Annotated in this window: 19 protein-coding genes and 1 riboswitch; of the genes, 8 read left to right on the plus strand and 11 right to left on the minus strand. The window is 69.1% G+C overall.

The window, feature by feature from the left end; genetic code table 11:
- Window positions 1–140 precede the first annotated feature (140 nt).
- On the minus strand, window positions 141–3,056 hold the full coding sequence (gene gcvP, locus ASE35_RS01405; protein WP_057162740.1) for an aminomethyl-transferring glycine dehydrogenase: 2,916 nt from the start codon (window positions 3,054–3,056) through the stop codon (window positions 141–143).
- 99 nt (window positions 3,057–3,155) lie between these two features.
- Window positions 3,156–3,307, minus strand: a riboswitch (glycine riboswitch).
- 294 nt (window positions 3,308–3,601) lie between these two features.
- Between gcvP and ASE35_RS01410 the strand changes: the two genes are divergently transcribed.
- The 6 genes from ASE35_RS01410 (at window position 3,602) to ASE35_RS01435 (ending at window position 9,502) form a co-directional block, all read left to right on the plus strand.
- Complete coding sequence (locus tag ASE35_RS01410) at window positions 3,602–4,450, plus strand: hypothetical protein (protein WP_057162741.1); 849 nt, start codon at window positions 3,602–3,604, stop codon at window positions 4,448–4,450.
- 115 nt (window positions 4,451–4,565) lie between these two features.
- Entirely contained in the window at window positions 4,566–5,003 is a 438-nt protein-coding gene (locus ASE35_RS01415) for a VOC family protein (RefSeq protein WP_057162742.1), read from the plus strand.
- Window positions 5,003–6,265 (plus strand): multidrug effflux MFS transporter, encoded by a 1,263-nt coding sequence (locus ASE35_RS01420; RefSeq protein ID WP_057162743.1) that lies wholly within the window; start codon window positions 5,003–5,005, stop codon window positions 6,263–6,265. The genes ASE35_RS01415 and ASE35_RS01420 overlap by 1 nt, the downstream gene beginning before the upstream one ends.
- A 16-nt stretch (window positions 6,266–6,281) precedes the next feature.
- Entirely contained in the window at window positions 6,282–7,484 is a 1,203-nt protein-coding gene (locus tag ASE35_RS01425) for a DegT/DnrJ/EryC1/StrS family aminotransferase (protein WP_057162744.1), read from the plus strand.
- Between the two features lie 175 nt (window positions 7,485–7,659).
- On the plus strand, window positions 7,660–8,940 hold the full coding sequence (locus tag ASE35_RS01430) for a M1 family metallopeptidase (RefSeq protein WP_162250597.1): 1,281 nt from the start codon (window positions 7,660–7,662) through the stop codon (window positions 8,938–8,940).
- A 166-nt stretch (window positions 8,941–9,106) separates the two neighbouring features.
- Window positions 9,107–9,502 carry a lysozyme inhibitor LprI family protein gene (locus ASE35_RS01435; RefSeq protein ID WP_200956980.1) on the plus strand — a complete coding sequence of 132 codons (396 nt, stop codon included), beginning with the start codon at window positions 9,107–9,109 and terminating at the stop codon, window positions 9,500–9,502.
- 92 nt (window positions 9,503–9,594) lie between these two features.
- Here the strand turns inward: ASE35_RS01435 and ASE35_RS01440 are convergent, their stop codons facing one another.
- The 10 genes from ASE35_RS01440 to ASE35_RS01485 all read right to left on the minus strand — a co-directional run bounded on the left by ASE35_RS01440 (window position 9,595) and on the right by ASE35_RS01485 (window position 20,420).
- Window positions 9,595–10,881, minus strand: coding sequence for an amino acid permease (locus ASE35_RS01440; protein WP_057162745.1), 1,287 nt, complete (start codon window positions 10,879–10,881; stop codon window positions 9,595–9,597).
- Complete coding sequence (locus ASE35_RS01445) at window positions 10,878–11,978, minus strand: aromatic ring-hydroxylating dioxygenase subunit alpha (protein ID WP_057162746.1); 1,101 nt, start codon at window positions 11,976–11,978, stop codon at window positions 10,878–10,880. The genes ASE35_RS01440 and ASE35_RS01445 overlap by 4 nt, the downstream gene beginning before the upstream one ends.
- A gap of 109 nt (window positions 11,979–12,087) precedes the next feature.
- On the minus strand, window positions 12,088–12,312 hold the full coding sequence (locus tag ASE35_RS01450; protein ID WP_056173035.1) for a hypothetical protein: 225 nt from the start codon (window positions 12,310–12,312) through the stop codon (window positions 12,088–12,090).
- Between the two features lies 1 nt (window position 12,313).
- Window positions 12,314–12,943, minus strand: a complete 630-nt coding sequence (locus ASE35_RS01455; RefSeq protein WP_082611064.1) for a TlpA disulfide reductase family protein — start codon at window positions 12,941–12,943, stop codon at window positions 12,314–12,316.
- Between the two features lie 1,269 nt (window positions 12,944–14,212).
- Window positions 14,213–16,204: a M2 family metallopeptidase gene (locus ASE35_RS01460; RefSeq protein ID WP_057161363.1), complete on the minus strand. Its 1,992-nt coding sequence runs from the start codon at window positions 16,202–16,204 to the stop codon at window positions 14,213–14,215.
- Between the two features lie 1,087 nt (window positions 16,205–17,291).
- Entirely contained in the window at window positions 17,292–17,777 is a 486-nt protein-coding gene (locus tag ASE35_RS01465) for a hypothetical protein (protein WP_057161362.1), read from the minus strand.
- A 139-nt stretch (window positions 17,778–17,916) separates the two neighbouring features.
- Complete coding sequence (gene minE / locus ASE35_RS01470; protein ID WP_056173045.1) at window positions 17,917–18,183, minus strand: cell division topological specificity factor MinE; 267 nt, start codon at window positions 18,181–18,183, stop codon at window positions 17,917–17,919.
- A 2-nt stretch (window positions 18,184–18,185) separates the two neighbouring features.
- Window positions 18,186–18,995 carry a septum site-determining protein MinD gene (gene minD, locus ASE35_RS01475; RefSeq protein WP_056173048.1) on the minus strand — a complete coding sequence of 270 codons (810 nt, stop codon included), beginning with the start codon at window positions 18,993–18,995 and terminating at the stop codon, window positions 18,186–18,188.
- Window positions 18,996–19,020: 25 nt separating this feature from the next.
- Window positions 19,021–19,809 (minus strand): septum site-determining protein MinC, encoded by a 789-nt coding sequence (gene minC, locus ASE35_RS01480; RefSeq protein WP_056173051.1) that lies wholly within the window; start codon window positions 19,807–19,809, stop codon window positions 19,021–19,023.
- Window positions 19,806–20,420, minus strand: coding sequence for a GNAT family N-acetyltransferase (locus ASE35_RS01485; RefSeq protein ID WP_056173054.1), 615 nt, complete (start codon window positions 20,418–20,420; stop codon window positions 19,806–19,808). The genes minC and ASE35_RS01485 overlap by 4 nt, the downstream gene beginning before the upstream one ends.
- 193 nt (window positions 20,421–20,613) lie before the next feature.
- Here ASE35_RS01485 and ASE35_RS01490 point away from each other — a divergent pair, with 193 nt between their 5' ends.
- Complete coding sequence (locus ASE35_RS01490) at window positions 20,614–21,819, plus strand: sensor histidine kinase (protein WP_056173061.1); 1,206 nt, start codon at window positions 20,614–20,616, stop codon at window positions 21,817–21,819.
- On the plus strand, window positions 21,816–22,493 hold the full coding sequence (locus ASE35_RS01495; RefSeq protein WP_056173064.1) for a response regulator transcription factor: 678 nt from the start codon (window positions 21,816–21,818) through the stop codon (window positions 22,491–22,493). Before ASE35_RS01490 ends, ASE35_RS01495 begins: the two co-directional genes overlap by 4 nt.
- The last annotated feature ends 79 nt before the right edge of the window (window positions 22,494–22,572 follow it).

Genomic DNA, 22,572 nt, shown 5'->3' on the forward strand with positions numbered 1-22,572 from the left:
GGGGCGAACCGGTATGGCCTAAGCGGCCGGGCCCTGTCGCGAAACCCAGCCGATACATTCAGCCGCGACTCCGTTCGCCATGGTCGCGCGGCGCGGTCGCCGCGTCGCGACCGGCCCGCGGGCCGGTCGCGCTTTACAGCTTACGCTTCGGCTTCTTCCTTGTAAGCGTCCACCGGGATGCAGGCGCACATGACGTTCTTGTCGCCGTAGACGTTGTCCACGCGCGCGACCGGCGGCCAGTACTTCTGCAGCTTCAGGCTGGGCAGCGGGAACGCGGCCAGCTCGCGCGGGTAGGCGTGGGTCCACTCGCTGGCCGAGACCGCGGTGGCGGTGTGCGGGGCGTGCTTGAGCGGATTGTCCTCGCGGTCCAGCGTGCCTTGCTCGACCGCGCGGATTTCGTCGCGGATCTGGATCATGGCGTCGATGAAGCGGTCCAGCTCGTGTTGCGATTCGCTCTCGGTCGGCTCGACCATCAAGGTGCCGGCGACCGGGAAGCTCAGGGTCGGGGCGTGGAAGCCGAAGTCGATCAGGCGCTTGGCCACGTCCTCGGCGCCGATGCCGGTGGCGTCCTTGAGCGGGCGCAGGTCGAGGATGCACTCGTGCGCGACCAGACCGTTGCGGCCGGTGTAGAGGGTCTCGTAGTGCGGGGCCAGGCGCGTGGCGATGTAGTTGGCGTTGAGCAGCGCGACCTGGGTCGCGCGGCGCAGGCCGGACGCGCCCATCATGGTGATGTACATCCACGAGATCGGCAGGATCGAGGCCGAGCCATAACTAGCCGCAGACACCATGCCCACTGCTTTCTTGCGAGAAGTGCGGCCATGGATGGCTGCTGTTTGATTCTCGCCGACAGGGATGTCGGCATAAGTGCCTGGCAGGAACGGCGCCAGGTGCGATTTGACCGCGCAGGGGCCGACGCCGGGACCGCCGCCGCCGTGCGGAATGCAGAAGGTCTTGTGCAGGTTGAGGTGCGACACGTCCGAGCCCCACTTGCCGGGCTTGGCCACGCCGACCAGGGCGTTCATGTTGGCGCCGTCGGTGTAGACCTGGCCGCCGTGGGCGTGGACGATCTCGCAGATCTCGACCACATCCTCCTCGAACACGCCGTGCGTGGACGGGTAGGTGATCATCAGCGCGGCCAGGCGGTCGCTGTACTTCTCGGCGGCGCGGCGGATGTCCTCGACGTCGACGTTGCCGTTGCTGTCGCACTTGGTGACCACGACCTGCATGCCGCACATCTGCGCCGAGGCCGGGTTGGTGCCGTGCGCGGATTCCGGAATCAGGCAGATGTCGCGGTGGCCTTCGTTGCGCGAGCGGTGATAGGCGCGGATCGCGAGCAGGCCCGCGTATTCGCCCTGCGCGCCGGAGTTGGGCTGCAGGCTGACCGCGTCGTAGCCGGTGCACTCGACCAGCATGGCTTCGAGTTCGTCGATCAGCTGCTGGTAGCCCACGGTCTGATCGGCCGGCGCCAGCGGATGGATGTTGCCGAACTCCGGCCAGGTCACCGGGATCATCTCGGCGGTGGCGTTGAGCTTCATGGTGCAGCTGCCCAGCGGGATCATGGTGCGATCCATCGCCAGGTCCTTGTCGGCCAGCGCGCGCATGTAGCGCAGCAGTTCGTGTTCGCTGTGGTGGGTGTTGAACACCGGATGCTGCAGGAACGCGCTGCTGCGGCGCAGGCCGGCGGGCAGGGCGTCGGCGGTGGCGGCGTCGAGCGCGTCGATGTCGTCGATGCGCGCGCCGAACAGCGCGGCCAACTGCGTCACTTCGGCGCGGGTGGTGGTTTCGTCCAGGCTGATGCCGACGCGGGCCGGATCGCCGCAGTAGTTGAGGTTGATGCCGGCGGCGACGGCCTTGGCGCGCAGGGCATCGGCGTCGACGCCGACGATATCGAGGGTGTCGAAGAAGTCCGGACCGACGGTGAGGCCGGCCTGGCGCAGCGCGCCGGCCAGGATCGCGGTCAGGCGGTGCACGCGGCGCGCGATCCGGGTCAGGCCCTCGGGGCCGTGGTAGACGGCGTACATCGAGGCCATCACCGCCAACAGCACCTGCGCGGTGCAGATGTTGGAGGTGGCTTTCTCGCGGCGGATGTGCTGCTCGCGGGTCTGCAGGGTCAGGCGGTAGGCGGGCTTGCCTTCGGCGTCGATGGACACACCGATCAGGCGGCCCGGCATCGAGCGCTTGTAGGCGTCGCGGCAGGCCATGAAGGCCGCGTGCGGGCCGCCGAAGCCGAACGGCACGCCGAAGCGCTGGCTGTTGCCGACCACGATGTCGGCGCCCCATTCGCCGGGCGCGGCGATCAGGGTCAGGGCGAGCAGATCGGTCGCGACCGCGACCAGACCGCCGCGCGCGTGCACGGCGTCGGCCAGGGCCTTGTGGTCGCCGATCTGGCCGCGGGTGTTGGGGTATTGCAGCAGCACGCCGAAGCTGTCGCTGTTGAGCGCTTCGCCGTCGTCGCCGACCTGCAGGTCGATGCCCATGGCCTCGGCGCGGGTGTGCAGCACTTCCAGGGTCTGCGGGTGCACGTCCTTGGAGACGAAGAACAGGTTGGACTTGGACTTGGCCGAGCGCTTGGCCAGGGTCATGGCCTCGGCCGCGGCGGTGCCTTCGTCCAGCAGCGAGGCGTTGGCGATCTCCATCCCGGTCAGGTCGGCGACCATGGTCTGGAAGTTGATCAGCGCTTCCATGCGGCCCTGCGAGATTTCCGCCTGATACGGCGTATAGGCCGTGTACCAGGCCGGGTTCTCGAGGATGTTGCGCAGGATCACGTTCGGGGTGAGCGTGCCGTAGTAGCCCTGGCCGATGAAGCTACGGAAGACCTGGTTCTTGTCGGCGACGGCGCGGATCTTGGCCAGCGCCTCGACTTCGGTCATCGGCGCCGACAGCGCCAGCGGCGCGGGCGACTTGATCTTGGCCGGCACGATCGCATCGGTCAGCGCTTCCAGCGAGTCGTGGCCGACCGTGCGCAGCATGTGCGCGATCTCGGCGTCGTTGGGGCCGATGTGACGTTCCAGGAAGGCGTCGTGGTGCTCGAGGTCGCGCAGAGAGGCTTGGGTCATGGCAGGGGCGTCCGAAGGCTTAGGAAGGGGCGTTGCGGCCCGCCGGCCTCACGGCCAACGAGCGCTCGCGGGCTCGCGGCAATGCCGCTCGAAAGCCCCGCTCGCCCCTCTGTCCTTTTGCCTGAGAGTTTGGAAGCGCGCTGCGCAACAGGCAGCGGGGGGAGGGTCGCTCCTGTACGGCTCGCTTCGTGCCCCTTCGGCGCCGGTTCCGTCCGATGATCCGGACGGTCGGTCTCTCCAGAGTTTTGTACACGCGGCGGTATAGGGCCTGAGCGATTACGGGCGTTGCGCCTTCGGCAGCGGTCGACGCCCTTGCGGGGCCGGCCGGCTTCTCCCACCGCGTGTTTCAAGCTCGGGATTATAGCCCGATGCCGGCGCCGGGTCAGGAGGCGGCCGGTTCAGTTTGCGGCGATCCGCCGTACCATGGCGGCTTCGTCGTTCGCGGGCCGTCGATCGTCTATGCAGGCATGCCAGGGGGTAGGGATCCGGGGGGCCGCGACACGTCCACGCGCCTGCCGCGCGACGGCGCGCCGGAGCCGGACGCCATGAGCGACGGTTCGGGCGGCCCCGGTTCGCCGCGGGCCAAGCGCAGGCGCCGTCGCGGCGGCCAGGGCGACGGCCAGGCCGCGCCCGCGATCGAGGCCTCGCCCCAGGCGGACCGGCGGCCGCGGTCAGCCGAAGCCGCGCTGGCGAGCGAGGCCTGGGCGGTACGCGCCTGGCGCCGCATGCTGCGCGAGCCCAGCCTGGGCTTGAGCACCGGCTATGTGCTGGTGTCGATGATCGGGCTGTGGGCGAACTACTGGTTCTACCGCCAGTTCGGTCTGCCGATCCTGGAATACATGCAGGCCAGCGACTACCTGGTCGCCGGCCTGCGCGATCCGGGCTACGCGCTGGTGCTGGCGCTGTCGGTGACGATCTCGTGGCTGGTCAGCTGGCCGGAGATGTACCGCAAGCAGCACCCGCGCCGGGTGCGCGAACTGCAACGGCGGTGGTGGGGGCGCTTCGTGTTTCCGCAGTCGGACTGGTTCCGCTGGACCCTGCTGAGATTGAAGCCGGAGACCGGCATCGCGATCGTGGTGTTCATGGGCATGGCCTTGAGCACTTGTTCCTACGTGATCGCCAAGGCCAATCGGATCCGCGACGAAGGCGCCGGCCACGCCGTGCGCGTGACCCTGGCCGGCGCGGCCGCGCCGTTGCCGGGGCAGGCGCGCCTGCTCGGCGCCAGCAGCGCCTACGTGTTCCTGTGGTGGCCCGACGCGCGCCGCGCCGAAGCGGTGCCGATCGAAGGCGTGGGTCGCCTGCAGGCGCTGCCGCGGTCGCGCAAGCGCGATGCCGCGCCCGCGAAGGCGCCGCAGCCCGCAACCGCGCCTGCCGCAACCGCGCCTGCGTCTTGAACGCGAAGGCGCGATCGCGACGGCCAAACGACCGATCCGGACAGTCGCGCGCGACGCCGACGCGACGACGCGGTTGTATGCTGTCGCGATCATCACGAGGCCGCGGATCCATCGCATGAGCGCACCCCCGTTCCAGTTGCTGCAACTCGATCACGTGGTGTTGCGGGTGCGCGATCCCGAGGCCATGGTCGCGTTCTACTGCGAGGTGCTGGGCTGTTCGCTGGAGCGCCGCCAGGACGAAATCGGCCTGATCCAATTGCGCGCCGGCCAGTCGCTGATCGACCTGGTCGGCATCGACGGCAAGCTCGGCCGCATGGGTGGCGCCGCGCCGGGCGTGGAGGGCCGCAACATGGATCATCTGTGCCTGCGCGCCGATCCTTTCGATCGCCAGGCCATCGTCGCCCACTTGAACGCGCACGCGGTGCGCATCGGCGACTTCGGTTCGCGCTACGGCGCCGAAGGCGAGGGCCCGTCGCAGTATCTGTTCGATCCGGAGGGCAACCTGGTCGAACTCAAGGGCCCGCCGGACGCCGGCGCGGTGGCCGCGCCCTGATGTCCGAACCTGCGACATCGCGAGCGGGCGCCAAACCCGCGCGTTACCTCGCTCCGCTGTTGGCCGGCCTGGCGATGTTCGGGCCGTTCTCGATCGACACCATCTTCCCGGCGTTTCCGGCGATGGGCGCCGAGCTGGGCGCCGACAAGCTGGCGATGCAGCAGACCATCAGCGTCTACCTGATCGCCTACGCGCTGATGAGCATCGTGCACGGCCCGCTGTCCGACGCGATCGGACGCCGGCGCGTGATCATCGGCGGGCTGTTCGTGTTCACCCTGGCGTCGGTGGGCTGCGCGCTGTCGCGCGACCTCAGCACCTTGCTGATCTTCCGCGCGATCCAGGGCCTGTCGGCCGGCGTCGGCCTGATCGTCGGCCGCGCGGTGATCCGCGACGTGCTGCAGGGCGACGACGCCCAGCGCCTGATGAGCCACGTCTCGATGATCTTCGGCATCGCCCCGGCGATCGCGCCCATCATCGGCGGCTGGATCCTGGGCTGGAGCCATTGGCCGGCGATCTTCTGGTTCCTGGTCGCGTTCTCGGTGCTGTTGCTGATCGCGACCCTGCGCGTGCTGCCGGAAACCCACCCGCCGGCCTCGCGCCTGCCGCTGGTGCCGCGCCGGCTGCTGCGCGACTACGTGGCGATCTTCATCAACCCGCGCTTCCAGCGCCTGACCGCGGCCAGCGCCTTCAACTTCGGCGCGCTGTTCCTGTACATCTCCTCGGCGCCGTCGTTCGTGCTGGACCTGCTGCAGCTCAACGAGCGCTCGTTCGCCTGGTTCTTCGTGCCGATGATCGGCGGCATGGTGATCGGCGCCTTCGTGTCGGGGCGCACCGCCGGCAAGGTCGGCGGCCAGCGCATGGTGCGGATCGGCTTCGCCTGCACCATCCTGGCGATGGCGTTGAACGTCGCCTACAACCTGTTCGACGCCACCCCGCGGGTGCCGTGGGCGGTGATTCCGATCTCGCTGTGCTCGTTCGGCGTCGCCCTGGTGTTCCCGATCGTGACCCTGGCGATCCTCGACATGTACCCGCGTCAGCGCGGGTCGGCTTCCTCGCTGCAGGCCTTCACCGGCCTGGTTCTCAACGCCCTGATCGCCGGCGTGCTGTCGCCGCTGGTCAGCGGCAGCGGCACCTCGCTGGCCCTGGCCGCGCTGGCCTTCGTGGTGGTGGGCTGGGCGTTCTGGCGTTGGGAGTCGGCGCGTTCGCGGCAGCCGCCGCCGACCCAGGACGCGCCCGCGATCGAACCGCCGGAAACGCTCTAGCGAGGGGGCGCCAGCGATGCTGCCGCGGCAACGCCCGGATATCGGCTGGCTCGATCTCGCCCACGCGCTGGCGTATGCGGTGCGCGGGGGCGACCCCGAGCGCGCCCAGGCCGCCGCCGAGGCCGGCGCCGATGCGCTGGCCGACGACGGCCGCCGCAGCCTGGTCAGCCTGTCGGTGCGCAGCGGCTTCGATCGTCTGCTGGCGACCCTGCAACTGCCGCCGGGCAGCGAGGTGTTGGTCTCGGCGGTGACCATCCGCGACATGATCGCGGTGATCGAGCGGCACGGCCTGCGCGCGGTGCCGGTCGACGTGGACGCCGACACGCTGGGCCTGGACGAAACCGCACTGGCCGCGGCCCTGACCCCGCGCAGCCGCATGCTGCTGGTCGCGCACCTGTTCGGCAGCCGCATGCCGCTGCAGGCGGCGCAGGCATTCGCGCGCCGCCACGGCCTGCTGCTGGTCGAGGACGGCGCCCAGGCCTACACCGGCGACGGCTGGTTCGGCGAGGCGGGCTGCGACGTCAGCCTGCTCAGCTTCGGCCCGATCAAGACCGCGACCGCCTTGGGCGGCGCCCTGCTGCGTTTCGCCGACCCGGACCTGCGCGAGCGCGTGCGCGCGGCGCAGGCGCGCCAGCCGCTGCAGAAAACCGCGGCATTCGCGCAGCGGGTCGGCAAGTACGCGCTGCTCAAGGCGCTGACCGTTCGCGCCGCCTACCGCCTGTTTTATCGCGCGTGCCGCGCGCTCGGCATCGATCACGATGCCCTGATCAATCGCTCGGTGCGCGGCTTCGCCGGCGGCGAGCTGTTCCAGCGCATCCGCCACCGGCCCTGCGCGGCGCAGTCCCGGCTGCTGTTGCGGCGCCTGCGCGGCTACCCGCCGGCGCGGGTGGCGCAACGCGCGCAGCGCGGCGAGCGCCTGCTGTCGGCCTCGCCCTTGGCGCGGCCGGGCCGCGCCGCCGCCCAGGCCACCCATTGGGTGCTGCCGGTGCTCAGCGACGATCCGCCGCGACTGATCGCCGGCCTGCTCGCGCGCGGCTTCGACGCCACCTGCGGCGCCTCCAGTCTGTACGCGGTGCCCGGCGATGCCGCGCCGGGCGCCGACGACCTGCGACGCGTCATGGCCGCGGTCGTGTATCTGCCCGCCCCCGAGGGCGAGGACGACCTGCGCCGCCTGGCCGAGGCGGTACGCGCGAGCGTGGCGGGCCCGCCGTCCCCATGAACCGCGGCCGACGCATCGGTACGGACGCGTTCAAACGAGCCGCGTCCGGGGACGCTAGACTTCGCCCCGAAGACGGGCGGCATGACGGAACGGCATGGCAGTAGGCAAGGACAGAAACCCAGCGAGGACACGGGTCGGGGCGCGCGCCCTTCGGTGCGCCGGCCTGGCTTTGGCCTTGGCATGGACGGCCGCGGCGTCGGCGCGCGATATCGACATCCGCCATTACGTCGCCCGCATCGAACCCGATCTCAAGACCCGCAGCCTCAAGGGCGAGGTAGCGATCCGCTTCGTCGCCACCGTCGACGCCACCGACCTGATCGTGCTGGACCGCGACGGCCTGGACATCGACCGCGTGCGCGAAGGCGAGCGCTCGCTGTCGTTCGACCAGACCGGCCGCGTGCTCAAGGTGCGGCTGTCGCGGCCGGCCCTGCGCGGCCAGTTGCGCGAGATCACCGTCGCCTACCACGGCAGCCCGCGCTTCGGCCTGCAGTTCCATCCCGAGCGCCGCCAGATCTACACCCTGTTCTCGACCGCGCAGTGGCTGGTCGGCATCGACGCGCCCGACGAGCGCGCCAGCCTGGACCTCAGCGTGGTCCTGCCGACCGGCTTGAAGGCGGTGGGCAACGGCTATCTGGTCGGCCGCCGCAGCCTGGGCAACGGCAGCGAACTGCACCGCTGGCGCCAGACCGTGCCGATGCCGGCCTACACCTACGGTTTCGCCGCCGGCCCCTTCGAGGAGGCCAGCGACCGCGGCAGCAAGGTGCGCCTGCGCTACCTGGGCGCCGGCTACAGCCAGAACGAACTGCGCCGGATCTTCGCCGACAGCGGCGACATGCTGCGTTATTTCGAGCGCCGCGCCGGCGTGCCGTATCCGGGCGGCGTCTACACCCAGGCCCTGGTCGCGCGCACCATCGGCCAGGAGCATGCGGGCTTCTCGCTGCTGTCCGAGGAGTACGGCCGCGGCGTGCTCGGCGACCGCCGCGACGAATCGCTGATCGCGCACGAGGCCGCGCATCAATGGTGGGGCAACCTGGTCACCTGCCGCGACTGGGGCCATTTCTGGCTCAACGAGGGCTTCGCCAACTTCCTCGCCGCCAGCTACATGGAACAACGCTTCGGCCGTGAGGAATACCTCAAGCAGGTCGACGGCTGGCGCCGCCGCTACGAGAAGCTTAAGGAAACCGGCAAGGACAAGCCGCTGGTGTTCCCGGACTGGGACAAGCCCAGCGGCGACGATCGCGCCGTGGTCTATCAGAAGGGCGCCTACGTGCTGCACCTGCTGCGCGAGGAACTCGGCGAGGCGGCGTTCTGGAACGGCCTGCGCGAATACACGCGCGCCCACCGCGGCACCGCCGTGACCAGCCAGGACTTCGAGCGCTCGATGGAGCAGGCCAGCGGCCGCGATCTCAGCGCGTTCTTCGCGACCTGGGTCTATCCGTCCGCGCCTGCGCGATGAGGCGCAAGCGCGCGCGGCGTGGACGCGGTGCGAGCGCTTAGGTGATGACGGATTCGCGCCTGGGCTGATGCACAATGGCGTCGGGCATACCTTCAAGTTCAATTCGCCGCGCGTACCGGCTCGATCCGTCGATCGGCCAGCGCGCGTGGCGTGGGAGTCGCGGGCGATGAAAACGATCCTGGTTGTTCTCGCGGCGCTGCCGATGCTGCTGCCGTGTCGGGCGAACGCGCAGACTGCGCCGAACTACGACGCCCTCTACAGCGCCTGCGTCGACGAACACGGTCCGATCAACAACGCGGTGGTCGAGGTGTGTTCCAGCCAAGTCTCCGAGCGGGCGAAGCTCGAGATCACGCGCCACTACCAGGCCATTCACGCGCGCCTGAGCGCTGACCATCCCGAGGACGCAGCCAAGTTCGAGGAGTCGCAAAAGGCCTGGTTGAAGTACCGCAACACCCATTGCGGCTTGGCCGGCGCGTACGTGGGCTCTCCGATGTACGGCTACTGCCCGATGAAGCTCAATGCCGATCGAGCGGCCGAGCTGCGCGAACTGAACGGCGAATAGGGCCGGCGATTCGTTACGGCGATTCGTTACAGCGAAAGCCGCCGCGCGATCGGAACGAATGGCGGGCGGCCGGGCGACGGACAGGTTTGCGGCTACGGGGGCGCGGCTGCCGCGCGTCGACGCCACCACCAATGCAGCGGCAGGCCCGCGCCGACCAGCGCCGCGCCCCACAGCAGGGCCTGCGCGCCGATTCCGAACAAGGCATACAGGCTGTAGAGCAAGGCCGCGACCGCGATCGCGCGACTGGCGCGGCCTCGTCCGCGTAAGGCCCACGCCGCGCTGCCGGCCACGTAGGGCAGCAAGGTGGCCGCGGTCGACAGCAGGATCGAGAAGGTGAACAGCTGCACCAGCGAACGGCTGTAGTTCGACAGCACCAGGGCCGACGCCAGCGCGCTGCCGATCAGCACGCCCGCCACCGGCGTGCCGCGCGCGTCCACGCGCGCGAACACTTGCGGGAACAGGCCGTCGCGCGCCGCCGCCAACGGCAGCTGCGCCGACAGCAGCACCCAGCCGTTGAGCGCGCCGAAGCAGGACACCGCCGCCACCAGCGCCAGCGCGATGCCGGCCGGCGCGCCCCACAAGGCGCGCGCGGCGTCGGCCATCGGCGCTTGCGAGGCCTGCAGCGTCGCGGCCGGCAACACGCCCAGCACCGCGGTGCAGGCCAGGATGGTCGCCGCGCCCGCGATCAAGGTGCCGAACACGGTCGCGCGCGGCACCGTGCGCTCGGCGTCGCGCACCGCGCCGGCCGGCACGGTCGCCGCCTCCAGGCCCAGGAAGGCCCACAGGCTCAGCGCCGCGGTCGCGTGCGCGACCTGCGGCAAGGACTCGCCGCTGGGATTGAACGGCACGCGCGCATGGGTGTCGGCGAACCACAGCGCGACGCCGCCGAACAGCAGCAGCGGCAGCAGCTTCAAGGCGGTGGTCAGCAGCTGCATGCGGCCGGCCTCGCGGATGCCGGCCAGGTTGACCGCGCTGCACAGCCACAGCGCCGCCAGCGCGCCGGCGGCCGCGCGCGCCGGCGTCGCGGTCGCGGCCGGGAACACCGCGCCCAGGCTGCCGGCGAACGCCACCGCGATCGCGGCGTTGGCGCACCAGATCGAGATCCAGTAGCTCCACGCGATCACGAAGCCGGGTGTGTCGCCGAAGGCCTGACGCGCGTACACATAGGGCCCGCCGCTGTGCGGCCACCGCGCCGACAGGCGGGCGAAGGTCAGCGCCAGCAGCAGCGCGCCGCACAGGGTGATCGCCCAGCCGATCAGGGTCGCGCCGCCGTAGGGCGCCAGCGCGGACGGCAGCAGGAACACGCCGCTGCCGATCATGCTGCCCACCACCAGTGCGGTGGCCGACCACACGCCCAGCGGCCGGCCGACGGCGCTCACGCCCCGTCCGGCGCCCAGGCGTCGCGGTAGGTCGCGCGCAGCAGTTCCTGGAAATGGTGGACCGCGTTCTCGCGCAGCGGATTCAAGCGGCCGGCGACGTAGGAGCCCGAGGCCAGGCCGCGCTGCACGTCCTCGCAGATGGTCAGGTCTTCCAACTGCACTTCGTCGCTGAAGGCGAGGTCGGCGTCGCGACGCGCGCGCGCTTCGCCGGAATCGTCGCGGCGGTAGTAGAAGTCGAACACCACCCGGCAGCGGTCCACGCCGACCGGCACCACCCGGTTGGTCTGCAGGCGCCCGGGCAGGATGTTGAGCATGGTGTTCGGCCACAGCCAGTAGTACAGCGCGTCGCCGTCGCCGTAGAGGCCGTCGCCGCTTTCCAGCGGGCTCCACTGGTAGGAGTACCAGCGCGCGGTCTCGGTGACGTAGCTGCGGTAGTCGAGCAGGCGGTTGAGGCCGGGGTGGATGTGCGGGACGTGGTAGCCCTCGAGGTAGTTGTCGACGTAGACCTTCCAGTTGCAGGCCACGTCGTAGCTCACCCGGTGGTGGTGGCCGTAGTCGGCCAGCCCGCGTTCGCCGCCGATGCGTTCGTCGATGCCTTGCACCAGTTCGTCGAAACTCATCGAAGGCTCGCCCACGCAGGCGAACACCATGCCCTGCCAGATCCGCACGCGCAGTTGCGGCAGGCGCACGTCGGCGACCGCGAAGTCCGGCGCCTGGCCCATTTCCGGGGCCGAGCGCAGCACTCCGTCCAGGCCGTAGGTCCAGCCGTGGTAGCGGCAGCGCAGCGAACGCGCGGCCAGGCCGTCGCAGCTGGCGATCGGCCCGGCGCGATGGCGGCAGACGTTGTGCAGCACGCGGATCTCGCCGTCCTCGCCGTGCACCGCGATCGTCGGCAAGCCGGCCAGGTCGGCCACGACGTGATCGCCGGGCTGCCGTAGCTGGCACAGGTGGGCGATCAGCTGCCAGCCCGGATCGAAGATCAGGCGCCGGTCCAGCGCGGCCATCGAGGCCTCGGTGTAGTAGCGCGCGGGCAGGGCGGTGGCGTGTTGCAGCGGCTGCGGCGCGAGTTCGGCGACGAGGGTGGGGCGCGGGCTCATGGCCGCAGTATTGCGCCGCGCGCGTGCCGTCGGCAAAGGGGGGCAACGCGACCGGCCGGCGGATCGCTCCGCCGGCCGGTCGGGGACCGCGATGGTGCCGGAGCGGGGCTCAGCCGCAGCAATAGCACTGCAAGGGCTGGCCCGGACCGCCGGGACCGAGGTCGCCGCCGAAACCCTGGCATTCCTGGCGACAGGCCCAGGCGCTGCAGGCTTCGTTTTCGGCTTGCACGCCGCTACCGTCGCCGGCGACGACCTGGAATGCGCCGAAGCTCATCGCGGTGGAGAACAGCAAGGCAGCCAGGGCGATGCGCACACTGCGTGTCCGATGCTTCATCTCAACTCTCCTTGGTGGTGGGGCCCGCCGCCGACGCCTCCTTGCGCCGCACCGCGGTCAGTACGCCGTTGACGCCTTCCTTGGTATTGATCGCGCCCACGCGCGCATAGCGCACGCGGCCGTCGCGGCCGATCACCAGCAGCAGGGGTACGTTGCGCGCGCGGAACAGCATCGCGCTGCGTCGGTCCTGGGTGGCGATCACCGGGAACGCGAAACCGTGCTCGCGCGCGTACGCGCCCGCGGCGGCGGCCGGGTCCAGGGCCACGCCCAGCATTTCGGCGCGTCCTTCGGATGCGGCGTCGAGCTGCGCGGCGATGGCCTTCACCAACGGCGCCGAGGCGCGGCAGTGCGGACAGCCGGTGGTGAAGAAATACAGCACCTGGTAGTCGCGCTCGGGCTGGCCCAGCGTGCGGCTGGTGCCGTCCAGCGAGGTCATCGCGATGCGCGGCACGTACATGCCGATGTAGGGCTGGGTCGCGCGCTGCGCCAACCAACGCTGGTTCTCGCGCGCCTGGTGCAACTGCCAGCCCAGCGCGACCACCAGCGCGCTGGCCAGCGCGAGCGCGGCGATCAGCAAGGGCAGGGTCCGGCGCGAGACCACCCGGCTATCCGTAGGCGTGGGGTTGGACATGTCGGCGACCGTAGCAGCGCATGCTCGGGCATAACTTGACGAGGCTCACAACGAAGCGATGCGGGGCGAGATGCGTGCGCGCACTGCGCGATGCGCTGCATCCGTTTCGGCGCCGCCTTGTTCCCCCCTTTGAAAAAGGGGGGCTAGGGGGGATTTGCTTTGGCTTCACGCGAGCAACAGCAAATCCCCCGGCGCCGCGAGTAGGCAATCGACACCGATTGGTACGGGGCGCCCGCCCCCTTTTTCAAAGGGGGCGATGAATGGCGGTTCCTCTTTGCGAGGTGGGGCGAGATGCGTGCTCGCACTGCGCGATGCGCTGCATCCGTTTCGGCGTCGCCTCGTTCCCTCCTTTGAAAAAGGGCGGTTAGGGGGGATTTGCTTTGGCTTCACGCCAGCGACAGCAAATCGCCCGGCGCCGCGAGTAAACAATCGACACCGATTGGTACGGGGCGCCCGCCCCCTTTTTCAAAGGGGGCGATGAATGGCGGCTCCTTTTTGTGAGGCGGCGCGAGATGCGCTGTTTCGAAGTCGCCTCGTTCCCCCCCTTTGAAAAAGGGGGGCTAGGGGGGATTTGCTTTGGCTTCGCGCGAGCAACAGCAAATCCCCCGGCACCGCGAGTAAACGATCGACACCGATTCGTACGGGGCGCCCGCCCCCTTTTTCAAAGGGGGCGATGAATGGCGGTGCCTTTTTGGGAAAGGCACGTGGCACGAATGAGGGTTCCTCTTTGCGGGGTGGGGCGAGATGCGTGCTCGCACTGCGCGATGCGCTGCATCCCTTTTCGGCGCCGCCTCGTTCCCCCCTTTGAAAAAGGGGGGCTAGGGGGGATTTGCTTTGGCTTCACGCCAGCGACAGCAAATCCCCCGGCGCCGCGAGTAGACAATCGACACCGATTCGCACGGGGCGCCCGCCCCCTTTTTCAAAGGGGGCGATGAATGGTGGCTCCTTTTTGTGAGGCGGCGCGAGATGCGCTGTTTCGAAGTCGCCTCGTTCCCCCCTTTGAAAAAGGGGGGCTAGGGGGGATTTGCTTTGGCTTCGCGCCAGCAACGCCAAATCCCCCGGCGCCGCGAGTAGACAATCGACACCGATTCGCACGGGGCGCCCGCCCCCTTTTTCAAAGGGGGCGATGAATGGCAGTGCTTCTTTGGAAAGGTGCGTGGGATGAATGGCGGTTCCGCTCCTGGGAAAGGGGCGGGGTTCGTCGCTACGCCCCCAGAAAAACGAAGGCCGGCGAATGCCGGCCTTCGTTAGGAACATGGCGCGTGGCGATCAGCCCTTGCCGGCCGCGGGCTTGGTCGCCGCGGCGACCTTGCCGTCGGGCTGCCAGCCGCAGGTCTTGCCTTCGTTCTGCTGCTTCAGCCAGGTCTGCAGCGGGGCGAAGTACTCCAGCACCGCCGAGGCGTCCATCTTCTCGCCGCCGGTGAGTTCCTTCAGGGTCTTCTGCCAGGGCTGGCTCTGGCCCTTGCTCAGCATGGCCTGGAACTTGGCGCCGGCTTCCTTGTTGCCGTAGAAGCTGCATTCGTACAGCGGACCCTTATAGCCCGATGCGTCGCACAGCGCCTTGTAGAACTGGAACTGCAGCACGTGCGAGAGGAAGTAGCGCGTGTACGGGGTATTACCCGGCACGTGGTACTTGGCGCCGGCGTCGAAGAACTCCTCGCCGCGCGCGGTGGCCGGGGCCACGCCCTGGTACTTGGCCTTCAGATCCCACCAGGCCTTGTTGTAATCGCCCGGCTTGATCGAGCCGTCGAACACGCCCCAGCGCCAGCGGTCGATCATCAAACCGAACGGCAGGAACGAGACCTTGGCCAGGGCCATGCGCATCTGCGCGTTGATCAGCGCCTCGTTGCTCTGCTGCTGATCGCCGACCAGGCCGATCGACTGCAGGTACTTGGGCGTCATCGCCAGCACGATGGTGTCGCCGATCGCCTCGTGGAAGCCGTCGTGCGCGCCGCCCTGGAACAGCGGCGGCTGCTTGTTGTAGGCCATGTAGTAATAGACGTGGCCGAGCTCGTGGTAGATGGTGGTGAAGTCTTCCTCGTTCGGCTTGATGCACATCTTGGTGCGCACGTCGCCGGCCATGTTCATGTCCCAGGCGCTGGCGTGGCAGACCACGTCGCGGTCGCGCGGCTTGACGAACTGGGTCTTGCTCCAATAGGTCTCGGGCAGTTTCGGCATGCCCAGCGAAACGTAGAAGTCCTGCGCGCGCTCGGTCATCTGGCGCGCGGTGGCGAGTTGGGCGTCGACCTCCAGTTGGGCCTGCTGCTCGGGCTCGCGCGAGTCCGGATTCTTGGCCATCTGGGCGTCGAACTGCTGCTGGTACTGCGCGGCCAGCGCGCCGTTGATATCCAGGCTGCCGGCGTTCTTGTACGGCGCCAGCACATCCCAGAGGTTGCCCCAGTCCTGCTGCCACATGTTGCCCATCAGGTGCGCGGGCAGCATGTTGCCGGCGACGTGGCCCTTGTCGGCGCCGTATGTCGCTTCCAGCTTGGTGCGGGTGTAGCAGTGCAGCTGCTCGTACAGCGGCTTGACCTGGCCCCACAGGCGGTCGGTCTCGGCCGCGATCTCGGCCGGGCTCATGTCGTAACCCGAGCGCCACATCTCGCCGGTGTCGGCGTAGCCCATGTCGCGCGCGCCTTCGTTGACCAGTTCGACGAAGCGCGTGTAGTCCTTGCGCATCGGCTGGGCGATGGTGTGCCAGCCCTGCCAGGCGTCGAGCTGGGCATCGTAGTCGCGGCTGCTGCGCAGCACGTCCTCGAGGTCGCCGAGCTGGCGGCAGTTCTTGGCGTCGCCTTCGCCGGTGCAGTACTTGCCGGAGCCGTACATGCCGTCCATCTTGGTCGCGATCTTGGTCAGCTCGGCGAGCTTGGCCGGATCCTTCGGCGCCGGCATCGAGGTCAGCAGCTTGAGCAACTGGATCGAACGCGCGGTGTCGGGCGACATCGGCTGGCCTTCGAAACGCTTGGACTGCTCGATCCAGCTGTTGAGCTGGGTCAGCCAACGCTCGTTGCTCTTGGCCGCGATCATCGCGCTGTCGTCGTTGATGTAGGTGTTCGACAGCCACTGCGCCGAACTCATCTCCGGGTACATCGCCTTGTATTCGGCGTTGACGCGGGCGATGAACTGATCGGCGGTCTCGCCCTGGGGCGCGGTGGTCGGCGCGGTGCCGGTGGTGGGCGCGGTCGGTTCTTTCTTGCAACCGGCCAGACCGATCACGGCGGCGGTAATGCTGAGCGCGAGCAGGGCGCGTAAGGGCTTCATAGGGTGTTCTCTCCGGGACGAATGCACCGCAGCCGGGCGCGGGGTGCCCCGAGGCTAGAGGGCCGTCCGGTGCGGCGCAAGGCCGAAAAGACGGAACCCGGGTGCCCGCATGCGGCTGCGGCGCGGGCCGCGAAGGCCGGCTTGCCTGCGCTGGCCGCGACCTGTGCGCGGGCAGCCGGGCGGCTTGCCCGGTTCCGGCGAACCGGCGCGCGCGCGCCGGCGCTTTTCGCGCAAACGGCGCCCGACCCGGGCGGGCGCTAACGGAATCGGTGACGCGGAGCGGCAACCGGCTGGCTAATTACGTACAGCTGGCGTTCATGCTTGCGTGAAGAACGGGTGAAGACGATGCCCGTTATGTTGGTAAATGGTCGGCTTCATGCACTCTAAAGGCGCCAACTGTGCGCAATTTCGGATTGAGCTCCTTGCGTCAGCCGGGCTTGTTGCGGCCCGGATCATCGACTAAAACCGACAGCAGTCATAAAAGAATCATTTGATTTGTGACGAAGAAGCGGGAAAGGTGACGCTCCAGGGCAGTGCTGCATGGCCATGGGGATGGTTGCCCGGTACGCCATGGAAGGTCTGAACTCGCGCAGGCGCGCCACGCGCCGCGCAGGACCGACCATCAAGACGCCGGGGAGGGCGTCGGGAGTGCGGGGCGGCGGTGTTGCCCGATCGTGAAAGGGGTTTCAGGGAGCGGTAGCGAATGCTCGACGGCGTCGGCCTGGATGGCCGTGCCGAGCCATGGATGCTCGTCCGGCGCTCTGCGGAGCGGCGGGCGCGAGGTAGGAGATGGACCGGTCGTCGGCGGCTAGGGAAGCCGTCGGGACGTCAGCGGCGATGGCGGTGGGTGTGGAGTTACAGGCTTGGCGGCAACCTCCGGAGGACGGCGGCCGCGGCGAAGGATCGCCCGTAGCGGGTACCCATTGGATCGACCGTGCCAGGGACGGTATCGGATGCGGGGCTGTAGCGAGCCCCAATGCGTGCGCCCGGAGGGCGTGCGCGACGGCCGCGGTGGCCGTCGCCGGGCAGCGCCTGCGGGCGCGCTGCGCGGCGGCGCCGCGGTAGTCGAGGGATCGGGCGGTCGGCGTCAGGACGTCGTCGGCAGCAGCAGGGTCCGCTGAGTCGCGTCGGCCAGGCCGCGCTCGTGCAGCCAGCGCCAAGCCGTGTCGGCATCGTGCTCGACATAGGCCTGCGCCGACCCCAGGCGGAAGGTGTAGCCCCAGGCATCCATGTCGGCGAGCACGCGCTCGCGGCCCACGCCGGGCAGGGCCTCGCCGAGCAGGCTCTGCAGCACGCACACGGCGTCCTCTTCCTCGACCGAGTCGGTGGCGTCGGTATGCACCGCGGCGCGGCGCTGCGGCGGCAGCACGATCAGATGCGCGGCTTCGTGCAGCAGCGAATGCACCGGCGTATCGCCGCGCGCGTACACGCGGCTGCCGATCAGCCCGGCCTCGCACTCGCCCCAATAGCTGCCCGGAATGGGCTCGCCGTCGGCCACCCGCACCAGGCTCAGTCCGTAGCGCGCGAGCAGGGCGGCGACGGCGGCGGGGTCGATGTCGGAGAGGGTGAGCATGGAGCCAGTAACGAGTGGCCAGTAACGAGCAACCGGTAAGCGCGCAACGAGTTGCCAGTAACGAGCGACTAGCAAGTGCGCAGCGCTTTTTGCCGCTACTCGTTACCAGTCACTCATAGCTAGTTGCTCGCTCCTCGCTTCACGCCTGCGCGGGATTGGTCCGATCGGGCAGGGCCACGGAGATATCGAGCACGTCGTGCTCGCCCTCCTTGACCAGGTCGACCTTGACCGACTCCACGTCGACGTTGACGTACTTGCGGATCACCTCGAGCAGCTCGCGCTGCAGCATCGGCAGGTACTCCGGGCCGCCGCGACCGGCGCGCTCGTGGGCGACGATGATGCGCAGGCGGTCCTTGGCGACCGAGGCAGTCTGCTTCTTGGCCAGCAGGAAGTCGAACAGTCCCATGTTCAGCCTCCGAAGATCTTGCTGAAGAAGCCTTTCTTTTCCACTTGCACGAAACGCATCGGACGGGTGTCGCCGAGCAGGCGCGCGACCGCGTCGTCGTAGGCCTGGGCCGCGTCGGATTCGGTTTCCAGAATCACCGGCTCGCCCTTGTTGGAGGCGTTGAGCACGTCGCCGGATTCCGGGATCACGCCGATGGTCTTGAGGCCGAGGATTTCCTCGACGTCGCCGATGCTGAGCATCTCGCCGGTTTCCACGCGCTTGGGGCTGTAGCGGGTCAGCAGCAGGTGTTCCTTGACGCGCTCGCCGTTCTCGGCGCGGCGGGTCTTGGACGCGAGCAGGCCGAGGATGCGGTCGGAGTCGCGCACCGAGGACACTTCCGGGTTCACCACCACCACCGCCGAGTCGGCGAAGTACATGGCCAGGAACGCGCCCTTCTCGATGCCGGCCGGGGAGTCGCAGACGATGTAGTCGAAGCCGTCGGCGATCAGATCGTCGAGCACCTTCTGCACGCCTTCCTTGGTCAGCGCATCCTTGTCGCGGGTCTGCGAGGCGGCCAGCACGAACAGGTTGTCGAAGCGCTTGTCCTTGATCAGCGACTGCTTGAGCGTCGCTTCGCCGTTGACGACGTTGACGAAGTCGTACACCACACGGCGTTCGCAGCCCATGATCAGGTCGAGGTTGCGCAAACCGACGTCGAAGTCGATCACGGCGACCTTGTGGCCGCGGCGCGCGAGCCCGCAAGCGACGCTGGCGCTGGTCGTGGTCTTGCCGACGCCGCCCTTGCCCGAGGTGACTACGATGATTTCGGCCAAGTTGTATTCCTCCTAAAGTGCGGCCTCAATCCAGCGCCGCGATCATGATTTGTTCGTCTTCGAGCCAGACCTGCACGGGCTTGCCGCGCAGGGTCTTGGGAATGTCTTCCAGCACTTTGTAGTGGCCGGCGATCGCCACGAGTTCGGCATGGAACTCGCGGCAGAAGATGCGCGCCTGCGGATTGCCCTGCGCGCCGGCCAGGGCGCGCCCGCGCAGCGGGCCGTAGATATGCACCGAGCCGTCGGCGATCACCTCGGCGCCGGCGCCGACCGCGGTCAGCACGGTCAAGTCGCGGTTTTCGGCATAGATCTGCTGGCCCGAGCGCACCGGCGCGGACTGGATCAGTCCGGGCGCGGCCGCGGGCGCGGCAGGCTTGGCCGGCGCGGCGGCGGCCGCGGCTTCGCGGCGCGCCGGGGCGGGCGCGGCAGCTGGCGCGGCGGGTGCCGGCGTCGGCGCGGGTTCGTCGTCGCCGCGCTCGTACTGGGCGCGGAACTTGGCCAGCAGCGGCAGGCCCAGGGCCTCGGACAGGCGCTCGGTCTCGCTGGTGCCGTAGGCCAGGGCGACCGGCAGCACGCCGGCGGCGCGCAGGCCGTCCAGCAGCGCCTGCGCGGTGGCCGCGTCCGGGGTGTGGCTGAGGCCGCCGAAATCGATCACCACCGCGGCGCGCCCGAACAACTTGGGCGCGCGCTGCACGCGGCCGCGCATTTCCTCGATCAGGCGCGCGACGTCGAGGGTGCGCACGCGCAGGTTGGCGATGCCGACCTGGCCGATCTTGAGTTCGCCCGCTTGCTCGTAATCCACCGCCACGCTCATGGGCAGGTGCCCGTCGGGCGCTGCGCCAGGGAATCGTCGTGGGCGAGTGCGATGCGCGGACGGGTCAGCCAGGGCTGATCGGGCAATTGGTCGCCGTAGGTGTCGCGCACCCAGGCGTAGCTGCACAAGGGCTTCATCAGCATCGCCGCGCGCACGTCGGCCTCGGCCATCACGTGCTGGCCGACCTCGCGAAAACCGAAGCTGCCGTGGAACAGCAGGGCCGGGTCGTTGCCGCCTTCCAGGAACACCTCGCAGGCCAGCTGCGGATAGCGCAACTCGGCATAGCTCTGGGCGTCGGCATAGAACGCGCGACCGACGCCGCCGCCGCGACGGCGGCTGGCGACCACGATGCGGTCGATATAGAAAAAGTCCGGATAGCGCTCGCGGAACCAGCGGAAATTGCTGCTGTCGTGCTCGCAATGACTGCCCATGCCGATCAGGAAACCGGCCATGGTTCCGTCGCGTTCGGCGACCCGGAAGTATTCGGCGCGGTCGAAGAAGTGGCGCAGTCTGGCTGCATCCAGCGGCAGGATCGCGGGTCCGGCGGCGTTGTTCAGTGCAAGGACGGAATCCAGCTCGTGCTCACGCACGTCGCGGACGACGATCGACATTCCGGGCTCCAGTATTCGAAGCCGGCCACGAAATAGGTGGCCGGCGGGCCGATTATCGCATGGCGGACCCCTCCGGGCGACCGCCGCGCTCGACGGCCGGCGAGATGCCGAATCGGGCCGCTGGGCGGTGCCCTCAGGCGTTCCATTACTTTCGGACGGCTCCGGGGCGGGCCGCAGCCGTTAGCATGCGTTCATGCTGGCACGCCTCACCCATACCCGATTGCTGCGCTATGCGGGCCTGTTCACGTGGGTCCTGCTGGGCTGCTGGCTGCTTTCGATTTGGCTGGACCCGGGCTATTTCCAGCTCGAGCCGGGCCAGTCGCTGATACCGGTCTACCTGCAGGTGCTGCGTTGGGTCGCGGTCTACCTGACCTTCGGCGTCGTCTACTGGTGGATCACCCGTTCGCTGGGCGAGCGCGAGACCGGCATCGTCGACCACCTGTTGCTGCTGGTGCTGACCGGCTGCGCGATCGGGGTCAGCTACTACTCCAATACCGGCCTGGGCAGCGTGCTGTTCATGGTCATCGCCGGCCTGCTGCCGTGGATGCTGCCGCTGCGCGTGGGCATCGTCTGGCTGCTGGTGGGCAACCTGGCGATCACCCCGGTGTTCGTGCAGGCGCTGGACATCCCGCCGCTGGTGGCGGTGCTGCAGTCGCTGCTGTACATGGGGTTCTCCAGCTTCGTGTTCGTGACCGCGATGGTCGCGTTGCAGCAGACCCAGGCGCGCGAAGAGCAGCGCCGCCTCAACGCCGAGCTGCGCGCCACCCGCGCCCTGCTGGCCGAAAGCGCGCGCATCAACGAGCGCACCCGCATCTCGCGCGAGCTGCACGACCTGCTGGGCCATCACCTGACCGCGCTGAGCCTGAACCTGGAGGTCGCCGGCCATCTGTCCGACGGCCGCGTCAAGGAACACGTGCAGCAGGCGCATACTCTGGCCAGGTTGCTGCTGACCGACGTGCGCGAAGCGGTCAGCCAACTGCGCGAGAACGGCGCGATCGACCTGGCCGTGGCCCTGCGGCCGCTGGCCGAGAACGTACCCGCGCTCGATATCCGCATGGACATCGAGTCCCCGCTGACCCTGGACGATCCCGAGCGCGCCCACGTGCTGATGCGCTGCACCCAGGAAATCATCACCAACGCCGTGCGCCATGCCGGCGCGCGTCATCTCGACATCCAGGTGCGTCGCCACCAGGACTGCATCGTGATGGACGCGCGCGACGACGGCCACGGCGCCGACAATCCCGTCTCCGGCAACGGCCTGCGCGGCATGCGCGAGCGCCTGGTCCAGTACGGCGGCGATTTGCGTATCGAAACCCGGCCGGAGGCGGGCTTTTGCCTGCACCTCACGTTGCCGGCCTCGGCGGCCGCGGCCGCCGCTTGTGAAGGAGTCACCGCATGACCCCCAGCTCCGACAATGCCCGTCCCGCCCGCACCATCCGCGTCCTGCTCGTCGACGACCAGACCTTGGTCCGCCAAGGCGTGCGCTCGCTGCTGGCGCTGGCCGAGGGCATCGAAGTGGTCGCCGAGGCCGGCGACGGCCGCCAGGCGGTCGAGATCGTCCCGCAGGTGCGTCCGGACGTGGTCCTGATGGACATGCGCATGCCGGTGATGTCCGGCCTGGAGGCCCTGCAGGCCCTGGCCCGGGCCGGCAACCTGCCACCGACCATCATCCTGACCACCTTCGACGACGACCAATTGGTGCTCGCCGGGCTCAAGGCCGGTGCCAAGGGCTACCTGCTCAAGGACGTGTCGCTGGAGCAACTGGTCGGCGCGATCCAGGCCGTGGCCGACGGCGGTTCGCTGGTGCAACCGGCGGTGACCCAGCGCCTGCTGTCGGGCCTGGAGCACATGCGCAACGATTTCGTCAGCCTGGACCGCCCGGACCCGCTGACCGAGCGCGAGACCGAGATCCTGCGCCTGATGGCCGGCGGCTTCTCCAATAAGGAGATCGCCAACTCCCTGGGCGTGGCCGAGGGCACGATCAAGAATCACGTGTCCAATATCCTGTCGAAGCTCGGCGTGCGCGACCGCACCCGGGCCGTGCTCAAGGCCTTCGAGCTGCAGTTGGTCTGAGCCCAGCGCGCCATGGGCCCGGCGCGCCGCGTCGGGCCCGGCGGCGGGGCCGTTGCACACCCGTTGCGCCCACTTTCAG

Source organism: Lysobacter sp. Root916, from assembly GCF_001429785.1.
In the GTDB taxonomy this organism is placed as follows: Bacteria; Pseudomonadota; Gammaproteobacteria; order Xanthomonadales; family Xanthomonadaceae; genus Lysobacter.

Excerpts from the sequence above, each read along its gene's own strand:
- gcvP (WP_057162740.1), bottom strand. The coding sequence starts at position 3,056 with ATGACCCAAGCCTCTCTGCGCGACCTCGAGCACCACGACGCCTTCCTG.
- ASE35_RS01410 (WP_057162741.1), top strand. The coding sequence starts at position 3,602 with ATGAGCGACGGTTCGGGCGGCCCCGGTTCGCCGCGGGCCAAGCGCAGG.
- ASE35_RS01415 (WP_057162742.1), top strand. The coding sequence starts at position 4,566 with ATGAGCGCACCCCCGTTCCAGTTGCTGCAACTCGATCACGTGGTGTTG.
- ASE35_RS01420 (WP_057162743.1), top strand. The coding sequence starts at position 5,003 with ATGTCCGAACCTGCGACATCGCGAGCGGGCGCCAAACCCGCGCGTTAC.
- ASE35_RS01425 (WP_057162744.1), top strand. The coding sequence starts at position 6,282 with ATGCTGCCGCGGCAACGCCCGGATATCGGCTGGCTCGATCTCGCCCAC.
- ASE35_RS01435 (WP_200956980.1), top strand. The coding sequence starts at position 9,107 with ATGAAAACGATCCTGGTTGTTCTCGCGGCGCTGCCGATGCTGCTGCCG.
- ASE35_RS01445 (WP_057162746.1), bottom strand. The coding sequence starts at position 11,978 with ATGAGCCCGCGCCCCACCCTCGTCGCCGAACTCGCGCCGCAGCCGCTG.
- ASE35_RS01450 (WP_056173035.1), bottom strand. The coding sequence starts at position 12,312 with ATGAAGCATCGGACACGCAGTGTGCGCATCGCCCTGGCTGCCTTGCTG.
- ASE35_RS01455 (WP_082611064.1), bottom strand. The coding sequence starts at position 12,943 with ATGTCCAACCCCACGCCTACGGATAGCCGGGTGGTCTCGCGCCGGACC.
- ASE35_RS01460 (WP_057161363.1), bottom strand. The coding sequence starts at position 16,204 with ATGAAGCCCTTACGCGCCCTGCTCGCGCTCAGCATTACCGCCGCCGTG.
- ASE35_RS01465 (WP_057161362.1), bottom strand. The coding sequence starts at position 17,777 with ATGCTCACCCTCTCCGACATCGACCCCGCCGCCGTCGCCGCCCTGCTC.
- minE (WP_056173045.1), bottom strand. The coding sequence starts at position 18,183 with ATGGGACTGTTCGACTTCCTGCTGGCCAAGAAGCAGACTGCCTCGGTC.
- minC (WP_056173051.1), bottom strand. The coding sequence starts at position 19,809 with ATGAGCGTGGCGGTGGATTACGAGCAAGCGGGCGAACTCAAGATCGGC.
- ASE35_RS01485 (WP_056173054.1), bottom strand. The coding sequence starts at position 20,420 with ATGTCGATCGTCGTCCGCGACGTGCGTGAGCACGAGCTGGATTCCGTC.
- ASE35_RS01490 (WP_056173061.1), top strand. The coding sequence starts at position 20,614 with ATGCTGGCACGCCTCACCCATACCCGATTGCTGCGCTATGCGGGCCTG.
- ASE35_RS01495 (WP_056173064.1), top strand. The coding sequence starts at position 21,816 with ATGACCCCCAGCTCCGACAATGCCCGTCCCGCCCGCACCATCCGCGTC.